Origin of the sequence: Pseudomonas sp. 22082 (assembly GCF_052046055.1) — a bacterium.
Classification (GTDB): Bacteria; Pseudomonadota; Gammaproteobacteria; order Pseudomonadales; family Pseudomonadaceae; genus Aquipseudomonas; species Aquipseudomonas pharyngis.
Map to the genome: position 1 here is coordinate 38,322 of NZ_JBQEQB010000004.1, position 22,472 is coordinate 60,793.

Below are 22,472 nucleotides of genomic sequence, written 5' to 3' on the forward strand. Positions count from 1 at the left end.
TGTCAGCAAGTTATTGGGCCCAGGGCGCGCGGCGCGAATCATTGAGTGTCAGCAGGTAGCTGTCGCCGCCCAGCTGGCTCATTTGTTGGCGAATCCAGCCGGCTCGGCGCGACACATAAGCGGTCGGATGACTGGCGCTCCAGACCCGGGGATTCGGCAGCACAGCCGCCAGATAACTCGCCTGCTGCCGGGACAGCGACCTGGCGCCTACGCCAAAGTGATGCCTTGCCGCCGCTTCGGCACCAAACACGCCGTCATCCCACTCGACGCTGTTCAGGTACACCTCGAGAATCCGCTGCTTGGGCCAGAACACTTCGATCAGCGCGGTGAACCACGCCTCCAGGCCCTTGCGCAGATAGCTGCGGCCGGACCACAAGAACAGGTTCTTCGACACTTGCTGGCTCAAGGTGCTGGCACCACGGATCGAACCGCCGAGCTCGTTGTGGGCCAGTGCGGCCTTGATCGCACTCAGGTCAAACCCCCAGTGCTCGGGGAATTTCTGGTCTTCGCCGGCAATCACCGCGACCTTCAGGTCATCGGAAATCTTGTCCCACGGCTTCCAGGTGCGTTGCAGATCGATCGGCTCGCCGTCGACCCAGGATTCGATCTTGCGCTCGACCATCAGCGCCGTGAATGGTGGCGGCACAAAGCGAAACACCAACACCAGCAATACGCTGCCGCCCGCGAACCAGAGCAGGGCCTTCGTGAAACGACGGAGAAATAAACGCAGCATAGAGATGGCTTGGCCGAACCGGTTGAGCGGGCCATTATACAGACCCTGCCGATCGAGTCTGACTGGAGTTCTACATGCTGCGTAGCTTTCTGATGCTGGCTGCCTTCTTTGGTTTCACCGGTGTCGGCCTCGGCGCATTCGCCGCCCATGGCTTGAAAAACCGCCTGACACCCGAATACCTGGCGATCTTCCACACCGGCGTTACCTATCAACTGGTGCATGCGCTGGCGCTGTTTGGCGTGGCGCTGCTGGCCACGCAGCTTCAGGGGCGGCTGGTCGCCTGGGCCGGCATATCGTTCAGCGTCGGCATCCTGTTGTTCTCCGGCAGCCTGTACCTGCTGACCACCCTCGGCATCGGCAAGCTCGGCATCATCACCCCGTTCGGCGGTCTGGCATTCCTGATTGGCTGGCTGTGCCTGGGGCTGGCCGCCTGGCGCCTGTATCCAACCGCTTGACGCTTGGTGCTGACCTTTAGGTCATGATCGGGCTAGAATGCCACCCCCTAAAAAGTGATGGCGGCGTTGCGCATGCGCATTCAGTTGAACGGTGAATCCTTTGAACTGCCCGACGGTGAAACCGTTGAGGCCCTGCTGACCCGTCTGGACCTGACCGGACGCCGGGTGGCGGTCGAACTCAATCTGGATATCGTCCCGCGCAGCCAGCATGCCGACACCACTTTGAACGACGGCGACAACGTCGAAGTGGTGCACGCCATCGGCGGCGGCTGATCCCAAACACTGTGAAAACTGCTGCGTGCTGGGCGCCTTCGGCGCACGCAAGAAATACTGCGTTAAAAACAGGCTCGGAATGCTCATTTACAACCCGTAAACTCCGCTTCCTCGCCTGTTTTTGCCTTGTCTTTCCTTCGCTCGCGACGTTTTCACAGCGTTTGGCTATTTAAGGCATTCTGCAAGACCCTCACCCCAACAGAGGATTCCCCATGAGCATCGTTCGTAGCGACAAGCCTTTCGTTCTGGCCGGTCGTACTTACCAGTCGCGTTTGCTGGTCGGTACCGGCAAGTACCGTGACATGGAAGAAACCCGCCTGGCCATCGAAGCCTCGGGTGCCGAGATCGTCACCTTCGCCGTGCGCCGCACCAACCTGGGCCAGATCGAAGGCGAGCCGAACCTGCTCGAAGTGCTGTCGCCGGATCGCTACACCTTCCTGCCGAACACCGCCGGTTGCTACGACGCGGTCGAGGCCGTGCGCACCTGCCGCCTGGCCCGTGAGCTGCTCGATGGCCACAACCTGGTGAAGCTGGAAGTGCTGGCCGACCAGAAAACCCTGTTTCCCAACGTGATCGAAACCCTCAAGGCTGCCGAAGTGCTGGTCAAGGAAGGCTTCGACGTGATGGTCTACACCAGTGATGACCCGATCATCGCCCGGCAACTGGCGGAAATCGGCTGCATCGCGGTGATGCCGCTGGCCGGTCTGATCGGTTCGGGCCTGGGGATCTGCAACCCGTACAACCTGCAGATCATCCTCGAAGAAGCCAAAATCCCGGTGCTGGTGGATGCCGGTGTCGGCACCGCTTCCGACGCCACCATCTCCATGGAACTGGGCTGTGACGCCGTGCTGATGAACTCGGCCATCGCCCACGCCCAGCAGCCGATCATGATGGCCGAAGCCATGAAACACGCGATCGTCGCGGGCCGCCTGGCCTACCTCGCCGGCCGCATGCCGAAAAAACTCTATGCCAGCGCCTCTTCGCCGCTGGATGGTCTGATCAAGTAAGAGCTATTGATGACTGAATCGAACGACACGCCAATCCAGACGGAAGAAGGCGACGAGCGCCAACACCGCCGCATCAAGAGTTTTGTGATGCGCGCCGGGCGCATGACCGAAGGCCAGCAGCGCGGCCTGGATCAGGGCGCGCCGAAGTTCGTCCTGCCGCTGGCCGATGCGCCGGTGGATTTCGACCAGGTGTTCGGCCGTTCCGCGCCGCGTTCGCTGGAGATCGGTTTCGGCATGGGCCACTCGCTGCTGGAGATGGCCGCCGCTGCGCCGGAGCAGGATTTCATCGGTGTCGAGGTTCACCGTCCGGGTGTCGGCGCACTGCTCAACGGCGTGCTGACTCAGGGCCTGACCAACCTGCGGGTCTACGACTGCGACGCGATCGAAGTGCTCAACCGCTGCATCGCCGACAACAGTCTCGATCGCCTGATGCTGTTCTTCCCGGATCCGTGGCACAAGAGCCGTCACCACAAGCGCCGCATCGTTCAGGCGTCCTTCGCTGAACTGGTGCGCAGCAAGTTGAAGGTTGGCGGCATTCTGCACATGGCCACCGACTGGGAGCCGTACGCCGAATACATGCTGGAAGTGATGAACGTCGCCCCGGGCTATCGCAACCTCGCCGAAGACGGCAAGTGCGTACCCCGCCCGGCCGAACGCCCGATCACCAAGTTCGAACGCCGCGGCGAACGTCTTGGGCATGGCGTGTGGGATCTGAAGTTCGAAAAGCAGTCCTGAATATCACGCAACAATAAATGTGGGAGCGGGCTTGCTCGCGAAGGCGTCATTTCAGTCGATATCAATATCGAATGATCTACCGCTTTCGCGAGCAAGCTCGCTCCCACATTTGCGTTCTGTGTGTACTGAAAATCAGCGGCGGTCGGCCACTACGCCAATCAACACCAGCACCACCAACAACACCGGCGCCAGGCTGTAGTTGTTGAACTGGCTCAAGCCCTTCACCACCCAGGGTGTGGCGTAGATCAGCGCCGCGCCGCTGCCGATCAGACACAGCAGGGCCATCAGCGGCACGCGCAGGGCGCCGGCGATGCTGCCCAGGCGTTGCTCGACCCAGCCCTTGAAGTCAGCGCCGAACAGCACCAGCAGACAGCCCACCAGTGCCAGAGCGATTTCCGAGAGGTTGCTGCGGCTCCAGCGGGACACGGTGGCGAGCAGGTCGAGAATCAAATCCATGTTTTTTCCTTAGGGCTGCCGTTGGGCGTTGGGCTCAGCTCAGAAATTTCTGCAGCAAGTCGTTGAGGAACAGTTGTCCGCGCTCGGTGGCCGCCAGACGTGACGGTTCGACCTGCAACAGACCGCTTTGTTCGGCCTCGCGCCGGTGTTCGTCGAGGCTCTCCAGCGGCAGGCCGGTGCGCTCCGGGTACAGGCGCGATTCGACGCCGGCGGTCAGGCGCAGGGCGTTCATCAGGAATTCGAACGGCATCTCGTCGTTGGTCAGGGCTTTCTCGCCGGCCTGGAAGCTTTTTGCCGGGTTGAGGTAATCCTTCGGCAGGCGGGTCTTCCAGGTGCGCACGATGCGCCCGTCCGGATGGCTGAGCTTGCCGTGAGCGCCGGCGCCGATGCCGATGAAGTCGCCGAAGCTCCAGTAATTGAGGTTATGCCGCGCCGGGCGACCCGGTTGGGCATACGCCGAAACTTCGTACTGCGCGTAACCGTGCTCGGCCAGCAGTGCCTGTCCGGCCTCTTGAATGTCCCACAGCGTGTCGTCTTCCGGCAGCACTGGCGGCTGGTTCCAGAACACGGTGTTCGGCTCCAGCGTCAACTGATACCAGGAAATGTGCGTCGGCTTTAGCTCGATAGCCTGACGCAGATCGCTCAGGGCATCGTCCAGCGACTGGTCCGGCAACCCGTGCATCAAGTCGAGGTTGAAGTTATCGAACCCGGCCTGGCGTGCCATGCCGGCGGCGCGGATGGCTTCGTCGCCGTTGTGGATGCGACCGAGGGCCTTGAGTTTTTCCTGCTGGAAGCTCTGGATGCCGATCGACAGGCGATTGATCCCCAGCTTGCGGTAGGCGACGAACTTCTCTTGTTCGAAGGTTCCGGGGTTGGCTTCCAGGGTGATTTCGATGTCATCGGCAAACGGGATGCGCTGTTTCACGCCTTCCAGCAATCGACCCAGGGCTTCGGCGCTGAACAGGCTCGGCGTGCCGCCGCCAAAGAAGATCGAACTCAACTCACGGCCATACACTGCGTGCAGATCCTGATCGAGGTCGGCGAGCAGCGCGTCGACGTATTCCTGCTCCGGCAGCACCGGGCTGGCGGTGTGGGAGTTGAAGTCGCAATACGGACATTTGCGCACACACCACGGTATGTGGATGTACAGCGCCAGGGGCGGCAGCGTCGGCAACGGCGCCCGAGGCGAGGAGGCGGCGCCGCCGATAATCAGCGACGACACGGAAGAACTATCGGTCATTTCAAGCCCAGACGCTGGCGCAGCAGATCCATTGCACGGGCGCGGTGGCTGATCTGGTTCTTGTCGCTCGGGCTCAGCTCGGCGCTGGACACGTTACGCTCCGGCACCCAGAACAGTGGGTCGTAGCCGAAACCGTGTTCACCGCTGGCAGCGGTCAGGATGCGCCCGTGCCACAGACCTTCGCAGAGGATCGGCAGCGGATCGTCGGCGTGACGCACCAAGGCCAGCACGCAGACAAACTGCGCGCCGCGCTCGGCTTCAGGCACATCCTTCAAGGCGTCGAGCAGTTTGGCGTTGTTCGCCGCGTCGCCCTTGCCGTCGGCGTAGCGCGCCGAATAGATGCCCGGCGCACCGCCGAGAAAGTCCACCGCCAGGCCCGAATCGTCGGCCAGCGCCGGCAGACCGGAAATGCGCGCGGCATTGCGGGCCTTGAGGATCGCGTTCTCGACGAACGACAGACCGGTTTCTTCCGGCTCCACGCTGCTGAATTCGCCGATCGAGCGCAGTTGCACCGAGTCGCCGAGCATGGCCTGGAGTTCCTTGAGTTTGCCGGCGTTATGGCTGGCCAGTACGAGTTGCTTGAGATTGATCATTGGCCAGGGAAAAGCTCTTGGTTGAAATTGAGGGTGTTGATCTTGTCGCCGGTCTGCACCTTGATTTCAAAAGTGCGGGTTTCCTGCTGTTCCACCGGGTACTGGGCGATGTAGTAGATCGCGCCCTGTTCGGTGATCTGGCGGAAGGTCAGCGGCACGCTCTGGCTGGTCAGGTCCTTGACGGTGCCGGTGACCTGGGCGATCAGCGGTTTGCCGTCCTTGATTACCGAGACATTGATCACGCCCTGATTCTTGCTGCGGATCAGCTCGGCAGCCTTGGCGATGTCCGGTGTCAGGAAGGTCGAGTTGAAGGTGTTGTAATGCACGGTGACATCACCGAACACTTCCTTGCGTTCGCCCTTGATGGCATCGGCGGCCACGGCCGACAGGCTCAGGCAGGCGGCCAATAGCGCGGTAATCAAGCGTCCCATGTTCGTTCTCCTCGCAATGTCGTGGTTCAGACCGCGATTCTGTGATCCGCAAGCCCCGGGCTGCTGACGCGGTAGATACCGATCTCACCTAACAGATTAGGCCATAGCTTACTGGCCCACCCGTGGCGGTGCTGTTGATCCACGGCAAGCCGATCAATGACCTTCGCCTCACGTTCGCGACAAAGCTCTTCAAAGTCTTCGAAGGTGCAGAAGTGGATGTTCGGCGTGTTGTACCAGGTGTACGGCAGGAATTCCGATACCGGCATCCGCCCCTTGCTCGCCAGATACCAGCGGCAGCGCCAGTGACCGAAGTTGGGGAAGGTGATGATGCACTGGCGGCCGACACGCAGCATTTCGTCGAGGATCTTGTCCGGGTAATGCACGGCTTGCAGGGCCTGGGTCATCACCACGATATCGAAGCTGTTGCTGGCGAAGTTGCCCAGGCCTTTGTCCAGGTCCTGCTCGATGACGTTGATGCCCTTGGCCACGCACTCGGCGATGTTGTCCGGGTCGTTTTCCAGGCCATAGCCGGTGACCTGCTTGTGGTCGCGCAGCCAGGTCAGCAACTCGCCGTCACCGCAGCCGAGGTCGAGCACGCGGCTGCCGGCGGGGATCCATTCCTGGATGATTTCCAGATCAGCTCTCATGGCTTTCTCACAACGTAATGCGGTTCATGTAATTGCCGAACGCCTGCAAATAACGCGGGATCGGAATCAGGAAGGCGTCGTGGCCCTGGGGTGCGTCGATTTCCAGGTAACTGACGTCCTTGCGCGCGGCCATCAGCGCGTCCACCAGTTCCCGCGAACGGGCCGGGGAGAAGCGCCAGTCGGTGGTGAACGACATCACGCAGAACCTGGCTTTTGCACCTTCGAAGGTTTTCGCCAGGTTATCGTTGAAGTTCGCTGCCGGATCGAAGTAGTCCAGCGCCTTGGTCATCAACAGATAGGTGTTGGCATCGAAGCGCCCGGAGAACTCTTCGCCCTGATAGCGCAGGTAGCTTTCGACCTGGAACTCGACGCTGTGGAAGTCGTAGTTGAGCTTTTCGCTCTTCAGGCCACGGCCGAATTTCTCGCCCATGGAGTCGTCGGACAGATACGTGATGTGTCCGACCATCCGCGCCAGCATCAGGCCGCGCTTGGGGATCACGCCGTGTTCCTGGAACGAGCCGCCGTGGAATTCCGGGTCAGTGAGGATCGCCTGGCGCGCCACTTCGTTGAAGGCGATGTTCTGCGCCGACAGCTTGGGGGCCGAGGCGATGGCCAGGCAGTGGCGCACGCGATCCGGATACGTGATGGTCCATTGCAGCGCCTGCATGCCGCCGAGGCTGCCACCGATTACCGCCGCCCACTGGCTGATGCCGAGCAGGTCAGCCAGACGTGCCTGGCTGTGTACCCAGTCTTCCACGGTCAGCACCGGGAAGTCGGCGCCGAACGGCTTGCCGGTTTCCGGATTGAGGCTGCTCGGGCCGGTGGAGCCGTTGCAACCGCCGAGGTTGTTCAGGCTGACCACGAAGAACTTGTTGGTGTCGATCGGCTTGCCGGGGCCGATGCAGCTGTCCCACCAACCGGGCTTGCGGTCGTCGACGCTGTGATAACCCGCAGCGTGGTGGTGGCCGGACAAGGCATGGCAGATCAGCACGGCGTTGCTCGCTTGCGCGTTCAGCGTGCCGTAGGTTTCGTAGATCAGGTCATAATCGGCCAGCGAACGGCCGCAGGCCAGGGCCAGCGGTTCGCTGAAGTGCGCCGTTTGCGGCGTCACCAGACCAACAGAATCGGGGGGAAAGGCAGCTGGCATCGACCCTGCTCTCGTTGAAATGAGGCGTAAGTCTAAAGACCGGTGGGGTTAGCGGCAAGCAACGATCAGGCCTGATTTGCGCTCGTTCCCACGCTCTGCGCGGGAATGCCTCATTGGACGCTCCGCGTCCGCTTCGGCGGGGGACGCGGAGCGGTCCCGGGATGCATTCCCACGCGGAGCGTGGGAACGATCAGCGCACTAGTCCGGGCAAGTCCGGCAGCTTTTTCGGTGCGCTGATGCGCACTCGCTTCTGCCGGTTCAGCTCGCCGCTGAGCAAACTGACCTGACTCTTGGAAACCCCAAAAGCCTTGGCCAGAAACCCCATCAGGTACGCATTGGCCTTGCCCTCGACCGGCGGGGCGGTCAGGCGGATTTTCAGGCGATCACCGTGCAGCCCGCAGAAATCATCGCTGCGGGCGGCCGGTTGCAGGTGACACTCCAGAATCAGGTCGTCACCGTCCCAGCGAAACCAGCTCACATCAGCAGGCGCAGGATTTCCGGCATCATCGTCATCGCCGCGAGGTTGTTGATCACCAGCATGTCGATCAGCTTCAGCACGAGGAAGGCGAAGATCGGCGACAGGTCCAGACCGCCGAGGTTCGGCAGGATGCGGCGGAACGGCGCCAGGGCCGGCTCACAGATCTGGTTCACCAGCTCGGCGCCCGGATTGTGGCTGCCCGGTGCGACCCAGGACAGGATGATGCTGATGATCATGGCCCAGAAGAAAATCTTCAGGAACAGCGCCGTCACGCCGATCAGCGACCAGATCAGCAGTTGCAGCGGGTTGCCGGTGGTGCCGTAGGTCAGCAGCAGGGTCAGCGCCATCAGCGCCAGTTGCACGAGGATCGCCAGTACCAGCGACGACATGTCGAGGCCGAACAGGCTCGGAATGATCCGGCGCAGTGGCTTGAGCAGCGGCTGGGTGGCCTTGACCACGAACTGGCACAGCGGGTTGTAGAAGTTCGCCCGCACCAGTTGCAGGACGAAGCGCAGCAGCACGATCAGCAGGTACAGGCTGCCGAGGGTTTGCAGCACGTAGACCGCTGCGGTGTTCAATCCAATCATGTGAGGCTCCTTATTTGCCCAGTTGTTCGGCCATTTCGGCCGAGCGGTGCGCGGCGGCGCCGAGTGCTTTTTCCACCAGGGCTTCGAAGCCGCCGGCCTGGAACGATTTGATTGCAGCTTCCGTGGTGCCGGCCGGCGAGGTCACGCGGCGGCGCAGTTCGGCAGCGTCGACGTCACTGGACACCGCCATATGCGCGGCGCCCAGAGCGGTCTGCAGGGTCAGTTGCTCGGCGGTTTCCTTCGGCAGGCCGAGTTTGACGCCGGCGGCGGTCATGGCTTCGATCAGCAGGAAGAAGTACGCCGGGCCGGAACCGGAGACGGCGGTGACCGCGTCCAGTTGCTGCTCTTCGTTCAGCCACAGGGCGATGCCCACGGCGGACAGCAGTTCTTCAGCCTGTTGGCGTTGTTCGGCGCTCACGGCGCCGGTGGCGTACAAGCCGCTCACGCCCTGACGCAGCAGCGCCGGGGTGTTCGGCATGCAGCGCACGATCGGTTGCTCGCCGAGCCATGCGGTCATGCTGGCGCAGGTGATGCCGGCGGCGATCGAGACCACCAGTTGATTCGGTTTCAGGCTCGGGCGAATCGCTTCGCACACGGCTTTCATGGCCTGTGGCTTGACCGCCAGCACGACAACGTCAGCGCCGTCGATGGCCTGGGCGTTGTCGGCGAAGGTTTCGATGCCGTGTTCGGCGCTGACTTTGGCGCGGGTTTCTTCGCCCGGATCGCTGGCGCGAATGTGTGCAGCTTCCAGACCCTTGGCCCGCAGGCCGCCGATCAGGCTGGCGGCCATGTTGCCGGCACCGATAAAGGCAATACGTGTGTTGCTCATGTCAGGTCCTTATCTGGAAATGGTCAAGATTGGGAATAGTCGCGGGCGCCGAACAGGGCCGTACCGATACGGACCCAGGTCGCGCCCTGGGCAATGGCCGACTCGAGGTCGTGGCTCATGCCCATGGAAAGTGTGTCGAGCGGCAGATCGAGGCCGGCCTGCAATTTCTGAACGGCAGCGAATGCAGCGTCTTGCTCGGCGCGATCTTCGGTCGGCTCGGGAATCGCCATCAACCCGCGCAGTTTCAGGCGCGGCAGGGCGCTGATGGCCTGGGCCAGGGCCGGCAGGTCTTGCGGGGTGCAGCCGGACTTGCTGGCTTCACCGCTGACGTTGACCTGAATGCAGATGTTCAGTGGCGGCAGATCCGCCGGGCGTTGCTCGGACAGGCGTTGGGCGATTTTCAGACGATCCACGGAGTGCACCCAGGCGAAATGCTCGGCGATCGAGCGGGTCTTGTTCGACTGAATGGGGCCGATGAAGTGCCAGATCAAGGGCAGGTCGGCCAGTTCGAGCTGCTTGCCCAAGGCCTCTTGCAGGTAGTTCTCGCCGAAGTCGCGCAGGCCGGCGGCGTACGCTTCGCGCAGGGCTTGTGCCGGTTTGGTCTTGCTCACGGCCAGCAGCTGGACGCTGTTTTCATCGCGTCCGGCGGCAGCGGTGGCGGCATGAATACGCGAACTAACCTGGAGAATGTTGTCTGCTATCGTGGACATCAAGAGGCGCCAGCGGTCTGAAGGTTCGCGGCATTCTACTGGAATTGAGGGACGCTATGGATATCACTGAACTGCTGGCCTTCAGCGCCAAACAGGGTGCTTCCGACCTGCACCTGTCGGCCGGTCTGCCGCCGATGATCCGCGTGGATGGCGACGTGCGGCGGATCAATCTGCCGGCGCTGGATCACCAGCAAGTGCACGAGCTGATCTACGACATCATGAACGACACCCAGCGGGTGGACTTCGAGAAACATCTGGAAACCGACTTTTCCTTCGAAGTCCCCGGCGTGGCGCGCTTTCGGGTCAATGCCTTCAACCAGAACCGGGGCGCCGGGGCGGTGTTCCGGACCATCCCGTCAAAAGTGCTGACCATGGAAGACCTGGCCATGGGCGACGTCTTTCGCAAGATCACCGATGCGCCGCGCGGGCTGGTGCTGGTGACCGGACCGACCGGCTCCGGCAAGTCCACGACACTGGCGGCGATGATCGATTACCTCAACACCCATCGTCATCACCACATCCTGACCATCGAAGATCCGATCGAATTTGTCCACGAATCGCGCAAATGCCTGATCAATCAGCGCGAAGTCCATCGTGATACCCGCAGTTTCGCCACTGCGTTGCGCTCAGCGCTGCGCGAAGACCCGGATGTGATCCTGGTGGGCGAGATGCGCGATCTGGAAACCATCCGCCTGGCGCTGACCGCGGCCGAGACCGGGCACCTGGTGTTCGGTACCTTGCACACCACGTCGGCAGCCAAGACCATCGACCGGGTGGTGGACGTGTTCCCCGGGGACGAAAAGTCCATGGTGCGCTCGATGCTGTCGGAGTCGTTGCTGGCGGTAGTCTCGCAGACGCTGATCAAGAAGATCGGCGGCGGTCGGGTGGCGGCGCACGAGATCATGCTGGGTACGTCGGCGATCCGTAACCTGATCCGCGAGGACAAGGTGGCGCAGATGTATTCGGCGATACAGACCGGTGGCTCGCTGGGAATGCAGACACTCGACATGTGCCTGAAGGATCTGGTGACCAAGGGCTTGATCAGCCGCGAACATGCGCGGGAGAAAGCGCGCACGCCAGATAATTTCTGAGGGGTATTTTCGGTGTTACCACCGGCCCCTTCGCGAGCAAGCNGTTCCATGTGGGAGCGGGCTTGCTCGCGAAGGGGGCAGTACTGGTTAAGCAAATCCTGGATCAGTCAACTTAGCGCTGAACCACGCGCATCTGCCCTTGCTCTTTCGGCAATACGCGTTTGGCCACCACGTAATGCTTTTCCCAGTAGGGCTTGTTCAGAGTGTCGATGCTCACCGCTTTGCCGCGCCGTGGCGCATGGATGAAACGGTCGTTGCCCAGGTAGATGGCGACGTGATTGACCCGACGGCTCTTGATGTTGAAGAAAATCAGGTCGCCCGGCTTCAGGTCCTTGCGTTCGACTTTCTCGCCGTGACCACTGGCCATGGCGTTCGAGGTGCGTGGCAGGTCGAACGTGGCGTCGTTGAACGCGTATTTCACCAGACCGCTGCAGTCGAAGCCTTTACTCGGGCTGCTGCCGCCCCAACGGTATGGCGTACCGAGGACGTTTACCGCGCGACTGAGGACGTTGCTGCTTTCCTTGGTCGCCATCGGTGGCACCAGCTTGCTTCGGCCGGTGCTGCTCAGCGTGGTGTGCTTGACCTGTTTGCCTTTGTTCGAAGGAGCAGAGGCATGGGATTTAGGGGTGAAACCGTTAACGTTTGGAAGACGTTGCTCACGATTGGTGGCGTGGGCGGCCAGTGGCATTAATAGGCAAATAGTTAGCCATGTCTTGAAAAATGGACGCATTAGGCAGGGCTCTTGATGTGTTAGCGCGCAACTTTATAACAGCTTTTTTGTCACTTCCGAGGCCGTTGGTCGATTCAATCCGATGCCAATGGAACCAAATAAGCGGCAAAAAGACGCAATTGTCGGACAGAAGTCCGGTGCTATAAGGCTTTGACGGGACACACGGTAGCATTTGCCATACGTCGGCTACCTGTAAAAAAGTCACAAAGAATTAAAGAATATTTATCTATCGCGTGTAACGAGGTCTTAATGAACGGCTATCAGCTGCCCCGTGTGAAGGAAAAAGACACCCACAGCAAGGTGATCGGTTACCTGTTGTGGATTTTCGGTTTCACAGGCTCCCACCGCTTCTATTACGGCAAGCCGGTGACCGGCACGATCTGGTTTTTCACTTTCGGGTTGCTGGGGATCGGCTGGCTGATCGACGTGTTCCTGATCCCGGCGATGGATCGCGAAGCCGACCTGCGTTTCGCCGCGGGCCCGATCGAGTACAACGTGGCGTGGATTCTGCTGACCTTCCTCGGCGCGCTCGGCGTGCACCGGATGTATCAGGGCAAGTGGATCAGCGGGTTGGTGTATCTGCTGACCGGCGGGTTGTTCTTTCTTGGGGTGCTGTATGACTTCTGGACGCTGAACGATCAGGTGTCGGTGCGTAATGCCGAAGGGCGGGGCGCCTTTCAGTAAGTGATGGCGAGGGAGCTGGCTCCCTCGCCATTTTTTTTACGCCTGGTGACTGATCCGGCCATCCACCAAGGTGTAACGCACCACACCCGGCAGGCTATGGCCGAGGAAAGGGCAGTTCTCACCCTTCGACAGCCAGGTTTCGCCGGCCACGGTCGAAGCCTTCGGATCGAACAGCACGATATCCGCCGCGCCACCCACTGCCAGTTTGCCCGCAGGCAGGCGCAGAGCCTCGGCCGGACCGGCGCTCAGGCGGGCCAGCAGGGTCGGCAGGTCCAGCAGACCATCCTCGACCAGCGTCATCGCCAGCGGCAGCAGCAATTCGACGCTGCTGATGCCTGGCTCGGTGGCGCCGAACGGTGCCAGTTTGGCATCGCGTTCATGGGGCTGGTGATGGCTGGAGATGGCCGAGACCACGCCGGACTTCACCGCTTCACGCAGGCCGTCGCGGTCGGCGCGGGTGCGCAGCGGCGGTTGCACGTGATACAGGCTGCTGAAGTCGATCAGCGCTTCGTCCGTCAGGATCAGCTGATACAGGGCGACATCCGCCGTGACTTTCAAACCACGGGCCTGGGCCTGAGCGATCAGGGCCACGCCGCGAGCGCTGGTCAGCTGGCTGAAGTGCGCACGCACGCCGGTTTGCTCGACCAGCAGCAGATCACGGGCCAGGGCCACGGTTTCAGCGGTTTCCGGGATGCCTGGCAGGCCGAGGAAGCTGGCGGTGGCACCTTCGTGGGCCAGGCCGCCGTCGGCGAGGTCGTGATCCTGCGAGTTGAAAATCACCGTCAGGTCGAACGTTGCCGCGTAATCCAGCGCCCGGCACAGGGTGCGGGTGTTGCGGAAGCTTTCCAGGCCGTTGCCGAACGCTACGCAACCGGCGTCACGCAGGGCAACCAGTTCTGCGAGCTGTTCGCCATCCAGACCTTTGCTCAGCGCGCCAATCGGGAACACCTTGGTGTTGCCGGCCTCGCGGGCGCGGTCGAGGATCAGTTCGGCCACGGCGGAGGTGTCGAGCACCGGTTTGGTCTTCGGCGGGCAGCACAGGCTGGTCACGCCACCGGCCGCTGCAGCGCGGGTTTCGCTGGCGATGGTGCCTTTGCGGCTGTAGCCCGGCTCGCGCAGGGCGACGTTCAGGTCGACCAGCCCCGGAGCGGCCACCAGGTCTGTGGCGTCGATGGTTTCGACGGCGGTGAAACCGGCCGGTGCCGCGCCGAGGGCGACGATCTTGCAGGCTTCAACGTGAATATCGGTGATTTGATCCAGGCCGCTGCTTGGATCGATGACGCGGGCGCCGAGAATGCTGAGCTTCACTGGGCGTTCTCCTGCTCGAATTGACGTTGCGCCGTTTGCCCGCTCATGGCCATCGACAGCACGGCCATACGGATCGCGATGCCGTAGGTGACTTGATTGAGGATCACCGAGTGCGGGCCGTCGGCCACCGCCGACTCGATCTCCACGCCGCGGTTGATCGGCCCCGGGTGCATGACGATGCAATCGGGCTTGGCGCCGGCCAGGCGCGCGGTGGTCAGGCCGAACAGGCGGTAGAACTCGCCTTCGCTCGGCAGCAGGCCGCCGGTCATGCGCTCACGCTGCAGGCGCAGCATGATCACCACGTCGACGTCTTTCAGGCCTTCGGTCATGTCGGTGTAGACCTTCACGCCGTATTGCTCGATGCCGATCGGCAGCAGGGTTTTCGGCGCGATCACGCGGATGTCCGGGCAGCCGAGGGTCTTCAGGGCGAGCATGTTCGAGCGCGCCACCCGCGAGTGCAGGATGTCGCCGACGATGGCTACCGAGAGGTTCTCGAAACCGCCCTTGTGGCGGCGGATGGTCAGCATGTCGAGCATGCCCTGGGTCGGGTGCGCGTGTCGGCCGTCGCCGCCGTTGATGATCGCCACCTGCGGGCAGACATGTTCGGCGATGAAGTGCGCGGCGCCCGAGTCACCGTGGCGCACGACGAACATGTCGGCAGCCATGGCTTCGAGGTTGCGCAGGGTATCGAGCAGGGTTTCGCCCTTGCTGGCCGACGAGGTCGACACGTTCAGGGTGATCACGTCCGCCGACAGGCGCTGGGCCGCGAGTTCGAAGGTGGTGCGGGTGCGGGTCGAGTTTTCGAAGAACACGTTGCACACGGTCTTGCCGCGCAACAACGGAACCTTCTTCACGGCCCGGGCGCCGACTTCGAGGAACGAGTCGGCGGTGTCGAGGATTTCCGTCAGCAACTCGCGGCGCAGGCCGTCGAGCGAGAGGAAGTGGCGCAGCTGGCCCTGATCATTGAGCTGCAGCGGGCGCTTGGTATCTAGAGGCGTCATCGCGAGGGGGACTCTCAATAGGGCGGATTAAAGGGCAAGGTCTTGCAGTTCGAGTGCCAGCTCCGGACCGGACAGCTTGACCCGCTCGTGGGCGGCCAGCGACAGGGTCGCGCCGACCACGTTGGGGCGGATCGGCAGTTCGCCGGCGTCCAGGTCCAGCAGACAGACCAGCGTCACGCTGGCCGGGCGGCCGTAGTCGAACAGTTCGTTCATGGCGGCGCGGATGGTCCGGCCGCTCATCAGTACGTCGTCGATCAGCACCAGATGCTGGCCTTCGATTTCGAAGGGCAGGGCGGACGGGCGCACTTGCGGGTGCAGGCCGTTCTGGCTGAAGTCGTCGCGGTAGAAGGAAACATCCAGCGTGCCCAATGGCGCGTCGCTGCCCAGCTCTGCGAGCAGGGCCTGGGCGACCCAGACGCCGCCGGTGCGGATGCCGATGTAACGCGGTTCGCTGATTTCACGCTGGGCAAGGTGCGCCTTGAGGCGGGTCGCCATCTGGCTGATCAGATCGGCGGGATTGGGCAGGCTCATGGTTGCTCCTTCTCGGGGTCGAGCCGGTTCTCGCGAACCGGGGCTCGGGTTGTAACCAAAAGAAAAGCGCCGTAGCGCTTGTCAGGATTCAAATAGTGCGGTGTTTTCGTCGAGCCAGCCTTGCAGCAGCAGGGCGGCGGCGATGGCGTCCACCGGGTTGTCGCGGTAGCTGCCTTTCTGTCCGCCGCGCACCAGTCGCTCGCCCTTGGCTTCGAAGGTGGTCAGGCGTTCGTCGTGGGTATAGAAAGGCAGGTTGAAACGGCCGTTGAGGCGGCGGGCGAATTTCTCGGCGCGGGCGCACATCTCGCTGGGCGTGCCGTCCATGTTCAGCGGCAGGCCGACCACCACGGCGTCGGGCTTCCATTCCTTTATCAGGGCTTCGACCTGATTCCAGTCCGGCACACCGTTTTGCGCCTTCAAGGTGCACAGTTCGCGGGCCTGGCCGGTAATCACCTGGCCGACCGCCACGCCGATCTGTTTGGTGCCGTAGTCGAAGCCGAGGATCAGGCGCAGGGCCATCAGGCGTGTCCTGCCTGGCTGGTCAGCAGGCTGAGGTTGATCCCCAGGTGCCTGGCCGCCGCTTCCAGGCGCAGTTCGCTGCTGGTGTTGAACAGGATGTCGGCGTCGTACGGGCAGGTCAGCCAGGCATTGTCGGCCAGCTCGGCTTCCAGTTGTCCCGCTTCCCAGCCGGCATAACCGAGGGTGATCACGCTTTTGGCCGGGCCCACGCCGTCGGCGATGGCGAACAGCACGTCCTGCGAGGTGGACAGGGCCAGATCGCCCTCCAGCTCGACGGTGGCCTGGAACGTCTTGCCCGCCGGGTGCAGGACAAAACCGCGATCAGTCTGCACCGGGCCGCCGATGAAGATCGGCACATGCTGGCACAGCGCTGGCGGATCGATGTCCGGGCGCAATTGCTCGAGGATGTCGGCCAGATTCAGCTCTTGCGGTCGGTTGACCACCAGCCCCATGGCCCCATTGGCCGTGTGCTCGACGATGTAGGTCAAGGTGTGGGCAAAGTTCGGGTCGGCCATGTGTGGCATGGCGATCAGGAAGTGATGCTTGAGGTAGCTGGGGCTGACGTTTTTCATGTGCGCTAGTGTGGCGTTCGGGGGGCGAACTGACAAGCTGGAGCGGGCAAAAGATCGACTCAGTTACTGGACAGCCGGTCACCCCGGGCGAATTTCCAGGTGCGGATGATTTCCAGCCGGTCGATGTCCGACAGGTCCCCGGTAAACGGTGCAAACGGTGCCGCCAGTCGCACGATACGTTGCGCCGCCTGATCCAGCAGCGGCTGGCCGGAAGACTCCAGCACCAGCACTTCATACAGCGAGCCGTCGCGGTTGATCGACACCATCAGGCGCAGATTGCCGTAGATCTGCTTGCGCCGGGCTTCGTCAGGGTAATTGAGGTTGCCGATGCGCTCGACCTTCTTGCGCCACTCGTCCTTGTACCAGGCACCCTTGTCGCGCATGGTCGACGCAGCGCTGAGGCGGTGGATGCGCGGGCGCTTGGCGTACAGCTGTTGTTCGTTGGCCAGTTCGGCTTCGAGGCTGGCGATGTCGCTGGAGAGCTGCGAGCTGTCGAAAGTCGGCGCATCGACCGTCGGTTTGGTCTCGGTCCTGGCTTCTTCTTTCTTGGTCGGCGCCTTTTTCGGTTTCGGCGCGACGGTGGTCACGGCCGCCTTGGGCGCGGCTTCCTGCACTTCCGGCTTGGCGGCCGGTGGCGGGGTGACTTTCTTGACTTCGTTTGCCTGGAACGGCGCGACTTCGGTGGTCTTGGGGATCGCCTTCTTGTCGAGGGTACCGCTGCCTTCCTGGTTTTCCTGGGCTAGGAAATCGGCCTTCGCCGGCTTCTTTTCGCTCTTGAAGGTGGCGAGGGTGATTTCCAGGGTTTTGCTGATCTGCTTGGGCTCGACCATGGTGAAACCCACGCCGAGCAGCAGCGCCAGGTGGATCAGCGCCGCGAGAAACAGGGTAAATCCGAGGCGATCGACCGGGCGCACGCCTTTATGGGCGAGTTCAGCGGGCAGATCGGACGGAAGTGTCATGACAAGAAAACCAACATCGCGTTTTTCACAGGCCGCGCATGATAACGCAATGTTGGTTTCACGCCTTGGGCTTCAAGCATCAAGCGACAGGCTGCATGTGATGCACATCAAGCTTGCAGCTTTTTCTCGATGGCATCCATCAGCAGGCTGCCGATGTCGGTGCCGAAGGCATTGTCGATTTCGCGGATGCAGGTCGGGCTGGTGACGTTGATTTCGGTCAGGTGCTCGCCGATCACGTCCAGGCCGACGAACAGCAGGCCCTTCTCGCGCAAGGTCGGGCCGACCTGGGCGGCGATCCAGCGATCCTTGTCGGTCAGCGGACGGGCTTCGCCACGACCGCCAGCCGCGAGGTTGCCACGGGTTTCGCCCTGGGCCGGAATCCGCGCCAGGCAGTAATCCACCGGCTCGCCGTCGATCATCAGGATGCGCTTGTCGCCGTCCTTGATCGCCGGCAGGTAGGCCTGGCCCATGATCTGCTGGGCGCCGAGGGCGGTCAGGGTTTCCAGGATCACCGACAGGTTCGGGTCGCCGGCGCGGTGACGGAAGATCGAAGTACCGCCCATGCCGTCCAGCGGCTTGAGGATCACGTCGCCATGTTTGGCGGCAAATTCACGCAGCACGTCGGCGCGGCGGCTGACCACGGTCGGCGGCGTGCACTGCGGGAACAGCGTGGCAAACAGCTTTTCGTTGCAGTCGCGCAGGCTCTGCGGTTTGTTGACCACCAGCACCCCGGCGGACTCGGCCTGTTCGAGCAGGTAGGTGGAGTAGACGAACTCCATGTCGAACGGTGGATCCTTGCGCATCAGGATCACGTTCAGATCGCTGAGCAGCGAATCCTGCTCGGCGCCCAGTTCGAACCATTTTTCCGGGTTGGCGAAGACTTTCAGCGGCTTCATTCGCGCCCGTGCCTGGCCTTCACCCTGGTAAAGGTCTTTCTGTTCCATATAGAACAGTTCCCAGCCGCGCTTCTGCGCCGCCAGCAGCATGGCCAGCGAGCTATCCTTTTTATAGGAAATGCTGGCGATAGGGTCCATGACAATCCCGACGCGAACGCTCATTGGGTTTTCCTCGAAAATTGGCTACCGGATCGGTATGAAAAAAGTGCCGCCAGAGTGGCGCCGGGCGGGTTTTCGGTCAAGGAAAAACCCGTCGATAGATTGCGTCTGGAGACTGTGCTAAAAAGGCTCCCAGCCGTGCTGGCCCTTGAGCATCAAGGGTTTCCAGCCATCAGTCATCGCAAAACGGACAAATTGATTCGCAAAGGCGACGGTAGAGCCCCCTTATGGAACAGCAGTCCAGCGCCTTGAAGGTCATGGTGATCGACGACTCGAAAACGATTCGTCGCACCGCCGAGACCCTGTTGAAAAATGCAGGGTGCGAAGTCATCACCGCGATCGACGGTTTTGACGCCCTGGCGAAGATCGCCGACCACCATCCCGGGATCATCTTCGTCGACATCATGATGCCGCGTCTGGATGGTTATCAGACCTGCGCTTTAATCAAGAACAACAACGCGTTCAAGGGCACGCCGGTGATCATGCTGTCGTCCCGGGACGGGCTGTTCGACAAGGCCAAGGGGCGGATTGTCGGTTCCGATCAATTTTTGACCAAGCCTTTCAGCAAGGAAGAACTGCTCGACGCGATCTCGGCCCATGTTCCGGGCTTCGCTGCCGCTTTGCCGCAGTAAGACACGCACAGAGACGCTCGGCCAGCGGGCCCGGTGTCGACAAGAAAAATGGGGAAGACCATGGCACGTATCCTGATCGTCGATGACTCGCCGACCGAAATGTACAAACTCACCGGCATGCTGGAAAAGCACGGGCACGAAGTGCTCAAAGCCGAAAACGGCGCCGACGGCGTGGCCCTGGCCCGCCAGGAAAAACCCGACGCGGTGCTGATGGACATTGTCATGCCCGGCCTCAACGGCTTTCAGGCTACCCGCCAGTTGACCAAGGATGCGGAAACCAGCCACATCCCGGTGATCATCATCACCACCAAGGATCAGGAGACCGACAAGGTCTGGGGCACCCGCCAGGGCGCCAGGGACTACCTGACCAAACCGGTCGACGAAGACACGCTGATCAAGACCCTGAACAACGTGCTGGCCGGTTGATCGCGCCGCCATGAGCGAGTCGCTGACCGCGTTCGAACTGTTGTGGCAGATCGACCAGCGCTGTCGCCTGTTGGCGGCGGACCTGCCGTCGCAACCGGCGCGCCAGGATCGCTGGAGCGGCATCGGCTTTCGTCTGGGCGAGCACTGGTACGTCACGCCGATGGGCGAAGTCAGCGAAGTGCTGCCCGAACTGCGTGTCACCCAGCTGCCGGGCGTGAAGCCGTGGGTCAAGGGTGTGGCCAACCTGCGCGGGCGGCTGCTGCCGGTCATGGACCTGTGCGGCTTTTTCGGCCATGAACTGTCACCGATGCGCAAACAGCGGCGGGTCTTGGTGGTAGAGCATCAGGACGTGTTTGCCGGGTTGCTGGTCGATGAAGTCTTCGGCCTGCAGCACTTCGAGCAGGACAGTTTCGAATCCGTCTCGATCAGTAAACGGCAAGGCTCCAAAGGCGAGTTCATCAAGGGCTATTTCCGGCGCGAGCAGAACTGGCGGGTGTTCAGCCTGTTTGCGCTGGCGCAGTCACCGAGTTTCATGCACGTCGCGGTTTAACAGGCGAGGACCGATGATCAAAGCAAAAACAGGCAAGCCCGCAGAAGGCTCGCGCAGCCGCTCGCAGATCATCGTGCTGTTCATCGCACTGATCGTGTTCATCATGCTGCTGTTCGCCAACTTCGCTTACCTCAACACCCAGGCCAACTACGACAAGCAGTACATCGGCCACGCCGGCGAGCTGCGGGTGCTGTCGCAGCGGATCGCCAAGAACGCCACCGAGGCTGCCGCCGGCAAAGCCGCCGCGTTCAAGCTGCTCAGCGATGCGCGCAACGATTTTGCCCAACGCTGGGGTTACCTCAAGAAGGGCGACCCGAGCACCGGCCTGCCGCCGGCGCCGTCCGTCGTGCGCCCGGAAATGCGCGCCGTGCAGCTGGACTGGGAACGCCTGCTGAAAAACACCGACGCGATTCTCTCCAGCGAGCAGACCGTGCTGTCCCTGCATCAGGTGGCCGCGACCCTGGCCGAAACCGTGCCGCAGTTGCAGATCGAATACGAAAAGGTCGTGGAAATCCTCCTGCAACGCGGTGCGCCGGCGGCGCAGGTGGCGATGGCCCAGCGTCAGTCGCTGCTGGCCGAGCGGATTCTCGGCGCGGTGAACACCGTGCTGTCGGGCGATGAAAACTCCCAGCAAGCCGCCGACGCTTTTGGTCGCGATGCCGCGCGCTTCGGTCAGGTGCTCAATGGCATGTTGCAAGGCAACCCGGCGCTGAAAGTCAGCCAGGTGGAAGACCGCGACGCCCGCGCTCGCTTGAGCGAGATTTCCGAGCTGTTTCAGTTTGTCTCAGGTTCCGTGGATGAAATCCTCGAAACCTCGCCGGAGCTGTTCAAGGTCCGTGAATCGGCCACCAATATTTTCAGCCTGTCGCAGACCTTGCTCGACGAAGCCTCGCACCTGGCCAGCCGTTTCGAAAACCTTGCCGGCGGGCGTAACACCGACACCATCGGCGGCTACGTACTGGGCCTGCTGGCGCTGGCCTCGATCATCCTGATCGGCCTGGTCATGGTCCGGGAAACCAACCGTCAGTTGCGCGAGACCGCCGAGAAGAACGAGCGCAACCAGAACGCGATCATGCGCCTGCTCGACGAGATCGAAGATCTCGCCGACGGCGACCTGACCGTAACCGCCTCGGTGACCGAAGACTTCACCGGGACCATCGCCGACTCGATCAACTATTCGGTCGACCAGTTGCGCGATCTGGTCGCCACCATCAACCTCACCGCCGGCCAGGTCGCCGCTGCGGTGCAGGAAACCCAGGCCACCGCCATGCACCTGGCCCAGGCCTCGGAGCATCAGGCCCAGCAGATTTCCGAAGCCTCGACCGCGATCAGCGACATGGCCCAATCCATCGATCAGGTGTCGGCCAACGCCGCCGAATCTTCGGCGGTGGCCGAACGTTCGGTGGAGATTGCCAACAAGGGCAACGAAGTGGTGCACAACACCATCCACGGCATGGACAACATCCGCGAACAGATCCAGGACACCGCCAAGCGCATCAAGCGCCTGGGCGAGTCGTCCCAGGAAATCGGCGACATCGTCAGCCTGATCGATGACATTGCTGACCAGACCAACATCCTCGCCCTCAACGCGGCGATTCAGGCGTCGATGGCCGGTGATGCCGGGCGCGGTTTTGCCGTGGTGGCCGACGAAGTGCAGCGGCTGGCCGAGCGCTCGTCCGCTGCGACCCGGCAGATCGAAACGCTGGTGCGGGCGATCCAGACCGACACCAACGAAGCCGTGATTTCCATGGAGCAGACCACCACCGAAGTGGTGCGCGGCGCGCGGCTGGCGCAGGATGCCGGTGTGGCCCTGGAAGAAATCGAAGGCGTGTCCAAGACCCTCGCGGCGCTGATCCAGAGCATTTCCAACGCGGCGCAGCAGCAGACGTCTTCGGCCGGGCAGATTTCCCTGACGATGAACGTGATCCAGCAGATCACTTCGCAGACCTCGTCCGGCTCCACGGCCACCGCCGAGAGCATCGGCAACCTGGCGAAAATGGCCAGCCAGTTGCGTCGCTCGGTGTCCGGGTTCACCTTGCCGGCGGCGTCTGCGCCCGTCGCGGACAAGGCGTGAGGCCTGCGGGCGAGGCAAT

General features: G+C 62.2%; 29 protein-coding genes. 10 read left to right on the plus strand and 19 right to left on the minus strand.

The genetic code is table 11. The features are described from left to right. Positions 1-10: 10 nt before the first annotated feature. Complete coding sequence (gene mtgA / locus ACTJK9_RS06105; RefSeq protein ID WP_440812888.1) at positions 11-733, minus strand: monofunctional biosynthetic peptidoglycan transglycosylase; 723 nt, start codon at positions 731-733, stop codon at positions 11-13. Positions 734-807: 74 nt separating this feature from the next. Between mtgA and ACTJK9_RS06110 the strand changes: the two genes are divergently transcribed. The 4 genes from ACTJK9_RS06110 to trmB all read left to right on the plus strand — a co-directional run bounded on the left by ACTJK9_RS06110 (position 808) and on the right by trmB (position 3,203). Further along, positions 808-1,188, plus strand: coding sequence for a DUF423 domain-containing protein (locus ACTJK9_RS06110; protein WP_064600093.1), 381 nt, complete (start codon positions 808-810; stop codon positions 1,186-1,188). Between the two features lie 72 nt (positions 1,189-1,260). Further along, positions 1,261-1,461, plus strand: a complete 201-nt coding sequence (gene thiS, locus ACTJK9_RS06115; RefSeq protein WP_440812890.1) for a sulfur carrier protein ThiS — start codon at positions 1,261-1,263, stop codon at positions 1,459-1,461. Positions 1,462-1,673: 212 nt separating this feature from the next. Then, complete coding sequence (locus ACTJK9_RS06120) at positions 1,674-2,468, plus strand: thiazole synthase (protein WP_007953385.1); 795 nt, start codon at positions 1,674-1,676, stop codon at positions 2,466-2,468. A 9-nt stretch (positions 2,469-2,477) separates the two neighbouring features. Further along, on the plus strand, positions 2,478-3,203 hold the full coding sequence (gene trmB, locus ACTJK9_RS06125; protein WP_064380092.1) for a tRNA (guanosine(46)-N7)-methyltransferase TrmB: 726 nt from the start codon (positions 2,478-2,480) through the stop codon (positions 3,201-3,203). A 132-nt stretch (positions 3,204-3,335) separates the two neighbouring features. Here trmB and ACTJK9_RS06130 read toward each other — a convergent pair whose 3' ends face one another. The 10 genes from ACTJK9_RS06130 to ACTJK9_RS06175 all read right to left on the minus strand — a co-directional run bounded on the left by ACTJK9_RS06130 (position 3,336) and on the right by ACTJK9_RS06175 (position 10,321). Continuing rightward, positions 3,336-3,659, minus strand: a complete 324-nt coding sequence (locus tag ACTJK9_RS06130) for a DUF3392 domain-containing protein (RefSeq protein ID WP_074690154.1) — start codon at positions 3,657-3,659, stop codon at positions 3,336-3,338. 34 nt (positions 3,660-3,693) lie between these two features. Next, positions 3,694-4,899 carry a radical SAM family heme chaperone HemW gene (hemW, locus tag ACTJK9_RS06135; protein ID WP_440812894.1) on the minus strand — a complete coding sequence of 402 codons (1,206 nt, stop codon included), beginning with the start codon at positions 4,897-4,899 and terminating at the stop codon, positions 3,694-3,696. After that, the gene (gene rdgB, locus ACTJK9_RS06140; RefSeq protein WP_011336379.1) at positions 4,896-5,492 is read right to left on the minus strand and encodes an RdgB/HAM1 family non-canonical purine NTP pyrophosphatase; all 597 of its coding nucleotides are present in this window, start codon (positions 5,490-5,492) and stop codon (positions 4,896-4,898) included. Before rdgB ends, hemW begins: the two co-directional genes overlap by 4 nt. Further along, positions 5,489-5,923: a DUF4426 domain-containing protein gene (locus tag ACTJK9_RS06145; RefSeq protein WP_011336378.1), complete on the minus strand. Its 435-nt coding sequence runs from the start codon at positions 5,921-5,923 to the stop codon at positions 5,489-5,491. Before ACTJK9_RS06145 ends, rdgB begins: the two co-directional genes overlap by 4 nt. Before the next feature lie 26 nt (positions 5,924-5,949). Then, complete coding sequence (gene metW, locus ACTJK9_RS06150) at positions 5,950-6,570, minus strand: methionine biosynthesis protein MetW (protein ID WP_011336377.1); 621 nt, start codon at positions 6,568-6,570, stop codon at positions 5,950-5,952. Positions 6,571-6,577: 7 nt separating this feature from the next. Further along, positions 6,578-7,717, minus strand: coding sequence for a homoserine O-succinyltransferase MetX (gene metX / locus ACTJK9_RS06155; protein ID WP_074690158.1), 1,140 nt, complete (start codon positions 7,715-7,717; stop codon positions 6,578-6,580). A 190-nt stretch (positions 7,718-7,907) separates the two neighbouring features. Next, complete coding sequence (locus ACTJK9_RS06160; protein ID WP_085611977.1) at positions 7,908-8,195, minus strand: DUF167 domain-containing protein; 288 nt, start codon at positions 8,193-8,195, stop codon at positions 7,908-7,910. Next, on the minus strand, positions 8,192-8,782 hold the full coding sequence (locus tag ACTJK9_RS06165; protein WP_011336374.1) for a YggT family protein: 591 nt from the start codon (positions 8,780-8,782) through the stop codon (positions 8,192-8,194). Before ACTJK9_RS06165 ends, ACTJK9_RS06160 begins: the two co-directional genes overlap by 4 nt. 10 nt (positions 8,783-8,792) lie before the next feature. Next, positions 8,793-9,611, minus strand: coding sequence for a pyrroline-5-carboxylate reductase (proC, locus tag ACTJK9_RS06170; RefSeq protein WP_064600085.1), 819 nt, complete (start codon positions 9,609-9,611; stop codon positions 8,793-8,795). Positions 9,612-9,634: 23 nt separating this feature from the next. Beyond that, the gene (locus ACTJK9_RS06175) at positions 9,635-10,321 is read right to left on the minus strand and encodes a YggS family pyridoxal phosphate-dependent enzyme (RefSeq protein WP_440812897.1); all 687 of its coding nucleotides are present in this window, start codon (positions 10,319-10,321) and stop codon (positions 9,635-9,637) included. Positions 10,322-10,377: 56 nt separating this feature from the next. Here ACTJK9_RS06175 and ACTJK9_RS06180 point away from each other — a divergent pair, with 56 nt between their 5' ends. Next, positions 10,378-11,412 (plus strand): type IV pilus twitching motility protein PilT, encoded by a 1,035-nt coding sequence (locus ACTJK9_RS06180; RefSeq protein ID WP_085611975.1) that lies wholly within the window; start codon positions 10,378-10,380, stop codon positions 11,410-11,412. A 112-nt stretch (positions 11,413-11,524) separates the two neighbouring features. On the opposite strand, the gene ACTJK9_RS06185 is transcribed toward ACTJK9_RS06180, so the two are convergent. Then, a complete protein-coding gene (locus ACTJK9_RS06185) occupies positions 11,525-12,142 on the minus strand; it encodes a C40 family peptidase (protein ID WP_039767935.1) in 618 nt (205 codons plus the stop codon). A gap of 249 nt (positions 12,143-12,391) precedes the next feature. Here ACTJK9_RS06185 and ACTJK9_RS06190 point away from each other — a divergent pair, with 249 nt between their 5' ends. Then, complete coding sequence (locus tag ACTJK9_RS06190; protein ID WP_064600078.1) at positions 12,392-12,826, plus strand: NINE protein; 435 nt, start codon at positions 12,392-12,394, stop codon at positions 12,824-12,826. A gap of 36 nt (positions 12,827-12,862) precedes the next feature. On the opposite strand, the gene ACTJK9_RS06195 is transcribed toward ACTJK9_RS06190, so the two are convergent. The 7 genes from ACTJK9_RS06195 to gshB all read right to left on the minus strand — a co-directional run bounded on the left by ACTJK9_RS06195 (position 12,863) and on the right by gshB (position 18,774). After that, the gene (locus tag ACTJK9_RS06195; protein WP_440812901.1) at positions 12,863-14,134 is read right to left on the minus strand and encodes a dihydroorotase; all 1,272 of its coding nucleotides are present in this window, start codon (positions 14,132-14,134) and stop codon (positions 12,863-12,865) included. After that, a complete protein-coding gene (locus tag ACTJK9_RS06200; RefSeq protein WP_007913665.1) occupies positions 14,131-15,135 on the minus strand; it encodes an aspartate carbamoyltransferase catalytic subunit in 1,005 nt (334 codons plus the stop codon). The genes ACTJK9_RS06195 and ACTJK9_RS06200 overlap by 4 nt, the downstream gene beginning before the upstream one ends. A 27-nt stretch (positions 15,136-15,162) precedes the next feature. After that, complete coding sequence (pyrR, locus tag ACTJK9_RS06205; RefSeq protein ID WP_085646969.1) at positions 15,163-15,666, minus strand: bifunctional pyr operon transcriptional regulator/uracil phosphoribosyltransferase PyrR; 504 nt, start codon at positions 15,664-15,666, stop codon at positions 15,163-15,165. A gap of 81 nt (positions 15,667-15,747) precedes the next feature. Next, a complete protein-coding gene (gene ruvX / locus ACTJK9_RS06210) occupies positions 15,748-16,185 on the minus strand; it encodes a Holliday junction resolvase RuvX (RefSeq protein WP_007953334.1) in 438 nt (145 codons plus the stop codon). After that, positions 16,185-16,757: a YqgE/AlgH family protein gene (locus tag ACTJK9_RS06215; protein ID WP_011336368.1), complete on the minus strand. Its 573-nt coding sequence runs from the start codon at positions 16,755-16,757 to the stop codon at positions 16,185-16,187. The genes ruvX and ACTJK9_RS06215 overlap by 1 nt, the downstream gene beginning before the upstream one ends. A 59-nt stretch (positions 16,758-16,816) precedes the next feature. Beyond that, positions 16,817-17,716 carry an energy transducer TonB gene (locus ACTJK9_RS06220; protein WP_039767939.1) on the minus strand — a complete coding sequence of 300 codons (900 nt, stop codon included), beginning with the start codon at positions 17,714-17,716 and terminating at the stop codon, positions 16,817-16,819. A 107-nt stretch (positions 17,717-17,823) separates the two neighbouring features. Beyond that, on the minus strand, positions 17,824-18,774 hold the full coding sequence (gshB, locus tag ACTJK9_RS06225) for a glutathione synthase (protein ID WP_085611972.1): 951 nt from the start codon (positions 18,772-18,774) through the stop codon (positions 17,824-17,826). Between the two features lie 224 nt (positions 18,775-18,998). Between gshB and pilG the strand changes: the two genes are divergently transcribed. Genes pilG through ACTJK9_RS06245 form a run of 4 tightly spaced genes read left to right on the plus strand, consistent with a single transcriptional unit; the run spans position 18,999 to position 22,453 of the window. Next, a complete protein-coding gene (pilG, locus tag ACTJK9_RS06230) occupies positions 18,999-19,403 on the plus strand; it encodes a twitching motility response regulator PilG (protein WP_007953330.1) in 405 nt (134 codons plus the stop codon). Positions 19,404-19,463: 60 nt separating this feature from the next. Continuing rightward, on the plus strand, positions 19,464-19,829 hold the full coding sequence (pilH, locus tag ACTJK9_RS06235) for a twitching motility response regulator PilH (protein WP_011336365.1): 366 nt from the start codon (positions 19,464-19,466) through the stop codon (positions 19,827-19,829). A 10-nt stretch (positions 19,830-19,839) separates the two neighbouring features. Continuing rightward, positions 19,840-20,379: a chemotaxis protein CheW gene (locus ACTJK9_RS06240; RefSeq protein ID WP_007953327.1), complete on the plus strand. Its 540-nt coding sequence runs from the start codon at positions 19,840-19,842 to the stop codon at positions 20,377-20,379. Positions 20,380-20,392: 13 nt separating this feature from the next. Then, a complete protein-coding gene (locus ACTJK9_RS06245; protein WP_440812906.1) occupies positions 20,393-22,453 on the plus strand; it encodes a methyl-accepting chemotaxis protein in 2,061 nt (686 codons plus the stop codon). The last annotated feature ends 19 nt before the right edge of the window (positions 22,454-22,472 follow it).

Coding starts and splice junctions, on each gene's coding strand:
- metX (WP_074690158.1), bottom strand. CDS start 7,717: ATGCCAGCTGCCTTTCCCCCCGATTCTGTTGGTCTGGTGACGCCGCAA.
- rdgB (WP_011336379.1), bottom strand. CDS start 5,492: ATGATCAATCTCAAGCAACTCGTACTGGCCAGCCATAACGCCGGCAAA.
- pilG (WP_007953330.1), top strand. CDS start 18,999: ATGGAACAGCAGTCCAGCGCCTTGAAGGTCATGGTGATCGACGACTCG.
- pilH (WP_011336365.1), top strand. CDS start 19,464: ATGGCACGTATCCTGATCGTCGATGACTCGCCGACCGAAATGTACAAA.
- pyrR (WP_085646969.1), bottom strand. CDS start 15,666: ATGAGCCTGCCCAATCCCGCCGATCTGATCAGCCAGATGGCGACCCGC.
- ACTJK9_RS06220 (WP_039767939.1), bottom strand. CDS start 17,716: ATGACACTTCCGTCCGATCTGCCCGCTGAACTCGCCCATAAAGGCGTG.
- ACTJK9_RS06245 (WP_440812906.1), top strand. CDS start 20,393: ATGATCAAAGCAAAAACAGGCAAGCCCGCAGAAGGCTCGCGCAGCCGC.
- proC (WP_064600085.1), bottom strand. CDS start 9,611: ATGAGCAACACACGTATTGCCTTTATCGGTGCCGGCAACATGGCCGCC.
- ruvX (WP_007953334.1), bottom strand. CDS start 16,185: ATGGCCCTGCGCCTGATCCTCGGCTTCGACTACGGCACCAAACAGATC.
- mtgA (WP_440812888.1), bottom strand. CDS start 733: ATGCTGCGTTTATTTCTCCGTCGTTTCACGAAGGCCCTGCTCTGGTTC.
- ACTJK9_RS06190 (WP_064600078.1), top strand. CDS start 12,392: ATGAACGGCTATCAGCTGCCCCGTGTGAAGGAAAAAGACACCCACAGC.
- ACTJK9_RS06215 (WP_011336368.1), bottom strand. CDS start 16,757: ATGAAAAACGTCAGCCCCAGCTACCTCAAGCATCACTTCCTGATCGCC.
- ACTJK9_RS06180 (WP_085611975.1), top strand. CDS start 10,378: ATGGATATCACTGAACTGCTGGCCTTCAGCGCCAAACAGGGTGCTTCC.
- ACTJK9_RS06130 (WP_074690154.1), bottom strand. CDS start 3,659: ATGGATTTGATTCTCGACCTGCTCGCCACCGTGTCCCGCTGGAGCCGC.
- metW (WP_011336377.1), bottom strand. CDS start 6,570: ATGAGAGCTGATCTGGAAATCATCCAGGAATGGATCCCCGCCGGCAGC.
- ACTJK9_RS06185 (WP_039767935.1), bottom strand. CDS start 12,142: ATGCGTCCATTTTTCAAGACATGGCTAACTATTTGCCTATTAATGCCA.
- ACTJK9_RS06110 (WP_064600093.1), top strand. CDS start 808: ATGCTGCGTAGCTTTCTGATGCTGGCTGCCTTCTTTGGTTTCACCGGT.
- ACTJK9_RS06165 (WP_011336374.1), bottom strand. CDS start 8,782: ATGATTGGATTGAACACCGCAGCGGTCTACGTGCTGCAAACCCTCGGC.
- ACTJK9_RS06200 (WP_007913665.1), bottom strand. CDS start 15,135: ATGACGCCTCTAGATACCAAGCGCCCGCTGCAGCTCAATGATCAGGGC.
- trmB (WP_064380092.1), top strand. CDS start 2,478: ATGACTGAATCGAACGACACGCCAATCCAGACGGAAGAAGGCGACGAG.
- hemW (WP_440812894.1), bottom strand. CDS start 4,899: ATGACCGATAGTTCTTCCGTGTCGTCGCTGATTATCGGCGGCGCCGCC.
- ACTJK9_RS06120 (WP_007953385.1), top strand. CDS start 1,674: ATGAGCATCGTTCGTAGCGACAAGCCTTTCGTTCTGGCCGGTCGTACT.
- ACTJK9_RS06145 (WP_011336378.1), bottom strand. CDS start 5,923: ATGGGACGCTTGATTACCGCGCTATTGGCCGCCTGCCTGAGCCTGTCG.
- ACTJK9_RS06240 (WP_007953327.1), top strand. CDS start 19,840: ATGAGCGAGTCGCTGACCGCGTTCGAACTGTTGTGGCAGATCGACCAG.
- ACTJK9_RS06175 (WP_440812897.1), bottom strand. CDS start 10,321: ATGTCCACGATAGCAGACAACATTCTCCAGGTTAGTTCGCGTATTCAT.
- thiS (WP_440812890.1), top strand. CDS start 1,261: ATGCGCATTCAGTTGAACGGTGAATCCTTTGAACTGCCCGACGGTGAA.
- gshB (WP_085611972.1), bottom strand. CDS start 18,774: ATGAGCGTTCGCGTCGGGATTGTCATGGACCCTATCGCCAGCATTTCC.